The following is a 5,899-nucleotide window of genomic DNA, read 5'->3' on the forward strand; positions in this document are numbered from 1 at the left end:
TCGGAAGCCCCAGCGAACGCAGCATTCCGGCCAGGCCATCGGAGGCGGGATCGCCGAATCGCCCGGCCCCGTAGGTCGTATCACCGACGAACACGCGGGCGGCGAGAAAAGTGCCGGTCGTCAAGATGACGACGGGAGCCAGATAACGCAGGCCGTGCTTGCCGGCGACACCGCCCACGCGCCCGGCGTCCATCATGACGCCTTCGACCACGTCCTGTTTTACGTCGAGGCTCGGTTGATCGAAGAGAGCGCTCTTCATGCGCGCGGCGTAGGCGCGCATGTCGGACTGACAGCGCCGGCTCTGGACGGCGGGGCCCTTGCGGGTGTTCAGGCGGCGGAATTGCAGGCCGGTTTCATCGGCCGCAAGTCCCATTTCGCCGCCCAAGGCGTCGATCTCGCGTACGAGCTGGCCTTTGGCGAGGCCGCCGATGGCGGGATTGCAGCTCATTTGCGCGATACGGTCGAGATCGATCGTCAATACGAGCGTGCGCGCGCCGAGACGCGCCGCCGCAAGCGCGGCCTCGACGCCGGCGTGCCCGGCACCGACAACAATGACGTCGTAGGACAAATCCATGGCGGCGGATCATAGCAGAAGAGTCTGGACGCCTGAAAGAGGTTGGAAGTTTGGGAGTTTGGAAGTTCGGAAGTTTGGAAAGTCATCGCAGGTCGCGAGGTTGGCACAGGTACGCTGTTTGTCCATCAAGTCCGTGCGCGGTCAAAATTGTTCCACGTGGAACAATTCTCGTGATGAAAACAGAAAAGGTGGCGGAAATGTTCCACGTGGAACAATTTTCTAGCGGGCTACTTGCGTGGAGGTTTCACTGGCTTCGAGGACGGTTTCCGGGCGGCGGTTTTCGGTTTAGCGGGTTTCTTGCCGGCAATCGCTTTGGGTTTCGCTGTTTTCTTCTCCGCCGCCGGCTTTTTTAAGACGGGCTTTTTTGCGACGGGTTTTTTCGCCGCGGGCGGCTTCGCAGGCGCTTTTCTCGCCGAAAGCATCGTCGCGGCCACCTTCTCGGTTTCGGGCTTTTCGATGGCTTTCTTCTTCTTCGGCTTCGCCGGCTCGTCGAGCGCGCGGCGGTAGCCCCAATCGACCCAAAACTCCAGATCCGTGTCCTCGGCGATGCCGTCCGGCGAAACGTAAACCATCCCGCGCATTGGCCGCCCCGTGAAATCCATCGGGCGCGCGTGTTCGTGGGCGATCGCGGCATCGTGGTCATCGCGCCCGACGCGCACCATCAGCGTGTCGCGGACGATTCCGACGAACATCCGCCCTTCGCGCAAAAACGCGATGCCGCCGAACATCTCGCGTTCGAATACGTCCGCGCGGTCGATGACGACATCCCGGATGCGTTCGGCCAGTCCTGTATCGTAGGCCATGCGATTTACCCCTTCGGAGAAATTGGGCCGCGCGTCCCGGCGCGCGGCCCATGGGCTATGACGCGCCGCGTCAAATTATGACGCGCTGCGTCAAACAAGTCGCTTTCGCGGCGCCGATTCCACGATGTTTTCTTCGGGGGGCGGCCGATCGTCCCCCGTTTCGAGCAATTCCCGCACGGCGGCGAGCAACTCGCCCGGATCGAACGGCTTGCCGAACGTTCGATCGGCGCCGAACCGTTCGGCCGCCGGCAGATACGACGCAAAACCGGAAGGCGCGCCGCCCGAGATCGCGATGACGCGCGGGCGCGGGTGCGTTCGCGCGAGTTCCATGACGACCGACAGGCCGTCCATCTCCGGCATGAAGATGTCCGTGACGATAAGATCGAACGCGCGCTCGCGCCAGATGTCCGCGGCGTCGCGGCCGTCGGCGCACACGACGACGTCGTGCCCCTCGCGCGTCAGCAGTTCGCGCAGGAGTTGACGGATGACGGCGTCGTCATCGATCACGAGAACGCGGGACATTGTGCGCGAAGCATAGCACAAAAATGGACAGGAAGGCCGAGAGCCGGAATGGCGGTGAGGTCGTCGCCAGCCGGCGACGTTGTTCGGAACGCAGGCTCGTCATCGGCGAGCCCGGCTTTCGGCTAGAAATTGAATATCGATTGCAGGTCGATGTCGATCTGGGGGCTGTCGGGCGTGACCTCAATGTGTTTGGTGACGTTGAAGGCCTGATCGACGACGCGCACGTTGTATTCGCCGGGCGTGAGATTGAAGGTGGCGCCGCGCTGCGCGCTTGTCACCACGCCTTCCTCGTCGACGCCGGGAATCACGATGCGCACGTTGTCGACAATCACGTCCCCGACGCGCAGGACGATCCGCACCGGCAGACGCGCGGCGGGCGGGGAGGTGTCGGCAACGGTATCGTCGGCGCCGCCGGCATTGACCTCGCCGAAGTTCGTGCCGTCGTCGAAGTCGCTTTCGTGGGACGAGATGTCCGCGAAGGTCTTTTCGTCGGCGAACGACGCCGCGTCCGGGTCATCGGCGAGAGTGCGTCCTGCGCCCGGCGCTTCGTCGGCGAACGTTACATCATCGGCAAAGCCGGCGGGTTCGGCGTTATCTCCGGATCCGGCATCGGCAAAGGACCACGCGTCGCCGCCCTTTGTCGGGGACTCGGTGAATTCGTCCGCGGCGGGCGGCTCTCCCGCGAACGCGGGCGCGGCGACGCTTGCGCTCGAGGGAGGCGGCGCGGCCAGAGACGGCGCCTCCGGTCCATCGGGCGGCGTGATCGCGTCGATCGCGTTCCGGGCGGCGGATTTGAGCGCGGTGGGTTTGCCGCGGGCCAGTTTTTCAAGCGCGCCGAGCGCGGACTTTTGACCGATGCGCCCGAGCGCGTTGCAGATGGCGATGTCGCGCTTTTCGTCGGAACCGCCAAGGCCGAGGAAACCCTTTTTGCGGCCCAGCACGGCGGCCAGGCCGGCCGCGGCTTCCTTTCCGCCGATGGCGCCGAGCGCGCGGATCGCAAGAATGTCGTTTTCGGCATCCGCGAATCGCGCGAACGGCCCCTTGGCCGAGAGCATTTCGAGAAGCGGCGCGACAAAGGTCGCGGCGCGGTGTTTGGTGATATCGATGAGGCGGTCGCGGAAGAAGTCTCGCGTGATCGTCGCGGCCTGCAACTCGTCGAGCACCTTGTTTTCCGCGGCGGGGCCGCCGATTTTCAGCAGCGCCTGAAATGCCGCGCCCCGGACAATCTCGTTGGGGTGCGCAAGAAACGGCACCAGCTTGACGACGGATTTCACGTTGCCGATCTCGCCGACCACTTCGATAAAGGCGGCCCGGTAACGGTCGTCCATGTCCTCGGCGAGCTCACCGTAGATCTCGACAAGCGACGGCTGGCCGATTTCCTTAAGCACCGCGATAGCGCGGCCGATCGCCTCGCGGTCGCCGCTCGTGTAGATCATGTCGACAAGTTCGGGGACCGCGCGCTCGCCCAGGTGCGACAAGGCGGTCATGGGCGCGGACGCCTCCGGCCCGGTCGATTTTTCGAGCGCGGCGACGAGCTTGCGCATCGAATTCGGGGAGGCGATCGCGCTGATGGCTTTTTCCGCGCGCTTTTTCAGCGTCGGATTGTCGCTTGTGGCGTGCGCCTTGGCGTCGAACCCATTGATGATTTTCATCGCCTCGGAGTAATCGCCCTTGGCGATATGCACCTGCGCCGCCTTTTCCAGGCCGACCGCGAGCGTGTTGAAGACCTGCGGATCCTGCTCGCGGGCGGCCTGCGTCGCCATGACGCCGCCCACCTGCGAATGCAGGCCGTAGAGCGTGTAGTCAACCGCTTTCTCGGCGATCTGCGAAAACGCGCGCGCGCTTTGCATGCGGCTTTGCGGGTTTTCGGCGTGCAGGGTGTTGGCGAGGCGGTCGAGGATGCCGCGCGTCATCTGTTCGTTTTTCGTGTACGAAAGATTGGTGACCATCGTCGCCAGGTCCTGCACCTTGGTCAGGGCGTTGAGATCCAGGCGCTGGATGATGTTCGCCTTTTCGATCAGCTCATTGACGTTGAGCCGGGAGAGCTGGCGCGAGAGGTCCTCGCTCATGCGCGTCCGGATGACGACGTCCTCGATGATGAGCTCGCTCGACAGGTGAATGTGCTTGATGCCCATGCGCTTGAGCGCGCGGGCGAGGTTTTTCTTGCCGACGATCTGCTTGGCGGGTTTGGAGAAGAATCCGCAGAAATTCTGCAGCTCGTTGGCCTCGATCCCGTTCAGGAACTCGAGCGTGCGGATGTTGCGCTCGGACATGTAGAAGATGAACGCCTGGACGAAGTCGCGCTTTTGCGCGCCCATCGAGAGGATGGCCTTGTTCACCTGGAGGTTGCCGTGAACGGCGACCAGCTCGAGCCGGTGATGCGTACGCACCCAGGCGAACAAGCCCTTGGTCGTTTCGTGCAGCGCGTCGAGGACAACCTCGTTAACGGTGGGATACTGCTGAAATTTTCCAAGCGCGTTCATGAGCGCCTTGAGGATATCAAGCGCGCGCTTTTCTTCCTGATCCGAGAGCGAACGCGCGGCGCCGCCCCCGATGACCATCGTGCCTCGGGTCTCTCCGGTATCCATAATTTTGCGCCCCACGCGGGTCGTTTCGCGCAATCGCCGGAACGCGGCCCGCCCGTGCCACCCGGTTGCTCAAAGGAGAGGAAATCATAGCGACGCGTTTACGGTTATGGCAAGCGCTTTAGTTCGAGGTCGCGCGACGCCGCGCGAATCGATTCGTCCACTTTTGCAGATTGAACATTCAATGTTCAAATTACAAACGGCTTCGCGCGGGAGTGATCTATCCGGCGTCGGGGATTTCCGGGAAATCCGAGAGCGTGAAGATGGGGATGTAGTTCGCGCATCGCGCGCGGATGTTGGCGGCGCCGCCGGCTTCGCGATCGACGAGCGAGACAACGGCGGCGATCGCAAGGCCCGCCTGCTCGGCGCGGGTGAGGGCGTCGAGCGTCGCGCCGCCGGTCGTGACGGCGTCATCCACGATGACGACGCGCGTGCCGGGCGGCGGGGCGTTTTCGATGTACTGCTGCGTGCCGTGCTTTTTCGGCTCCTTGCGGACGTAGAAACCTGAAAGCGCGACGCCCCGCGAATGCGCGCGGACGATCGCGGCGCTGACGATCGGGTCCGCGCCGAGTGTCAGTCCGCCGACGGCGAGCGCGGGAGGATCGAGCGACGCGATCGCGTCGACAACGGCATCGCCCACGAGCGAAGCGCCTTCGCCGTCGAGCGTGACGCGCTTGCAATCGAAGTAGTAATTGGCGGTGCCGCCCCGGGAGAGCTGCACCTCGCCAAGGATGAGGGCTTTTTGGGCGAGCAAATCGCGAAGGCGCGCGCAGGCCCTGGTCATGCGGAATGCTCCGAATGCGCGATGGACAAAATGGCCATGATGGACCGAATGGACGCGGCGGTTGTCATTCCACGCGCGATTCGCGTTCGTCCGCGGGTGGCGCGAGCGTTTTCGCGGCCGGCGGCGCGGGAGCGGCGTGCGTATGGTCGAGCGCGTCCTCCGGGTGGGACGCGGCGTCGCCCGCGCGCCGGGGACGGACGAGATCCGTGCAGATGCGCACCTTCGGAATCTGGAAAAGGAAAAGGTCGAGTTCGGTGACCTGCAGGTCCAGGTTCGTCACGCCCGTCGCGTGGTTCAGCGTGATGACCTCGTCTAGCGTGTCGCGCGGGCTCGGCATGGAGATCGGGATGTAGATGAGGCGAAAGCCCGAGCGCGTCACGTCGCGGTGCGCGAATTTTTCGAGATTCGATTCTTTCAAATCGCTCGCCGAATAGAACGACTCCGGCTCGAGCTGATGCGAGACGTAGTGACAGCCGCTCGCGAAAAGGGCGAGGGCGAGGACGGCGACGGACGCGAGAAGATATCGCAGACGCACGGCAAATCTCCTTTGACAAGAACGGCGCGGCGGTGATTGCGTGAGTACCGCATCGCGCGGCGGTTGTCACGGGCTTTTCGGCGCGGGGGTCGGCGA

At 63.9% G+C, this 5,899-nt stretch carries 5 protein-coding genes and 1 pseudogene; all 6 read right to left on the reverse strand.

What is annotated here, in order from left to right; genetic code table 11:
- A partial coding sequence (locus tag K8I61_11135) for an FAD-dependent oxidoreductase (protein ID MBZ0272582.1) occupies positions 1-574 on the reverse strand: 574 nt, incomplete at its 3' end.
- Positions 575-1,089: 515 nt separating this feature from the next.
- Positions 1,090-1,377, reverse strand: a pseudogene (locus tag K8I61_11140) (TfoX/Sxy family protein).
- Positions 1,378-1,467: 90 nt separating this feature from the next.
- Complete coding sequence (locus tag K8I61_11145) at positions 1,468-1,899, reverse strand: response regulator (protein MBZ0272583.1); 432 nt, start codon at positions 1,897-1,899, stop codon at positions 1,468-1,470.
- Positions 1,900-2,021: 122 nt separating this feature from the next.
- Positions 2,022-4,502: a HEAT repeat domain-containing protein gene (locus K8I61_11150; protein MBZ0272584.1), complete on the reverse strand. Its 2,481-nt coding sequence runs from the start codon at positions 4,500-4,502 to the stop codon at positions 2,022-2,024.
- A 202-nt stretch (positions 4,503-4,704) separates the two neighbouring features.
- Complete coding sequence (gene pyrE / locus K8I61_11155) at positions 4,705-5,268, reverse strand: orotate phosphoribosyltransferase (protein MBZ0272585.1); 564 nt, start codon at positions 5,266-5,268, stop codon at positions 4,705-4,707.
- 64 nt (positions 5,269-5,332) lie between these two features.
- Complete coding sequence (locus tag K8I61_11160) at positions 5,333-5,803, reverse strand: hypothetical protein (GenBank protein MBZ0272586.1); 471 nt, start codon at positions 5,801-5,803, stop codon at positions 5,333-5,335.
- Between the last annotated feature and the right edge of the window lie 96 nt (positions 5,804-5,899).

The sequence above is a fragment of the bacterium genome, assembly GCA_019912885.1.
In the GTDB taxonomy this organism is placed as follows: domain Bacteria; phylum Lernaellota; class Lernaellaia; order JACKCT01; family JACKCT01; genus JAIOHV01.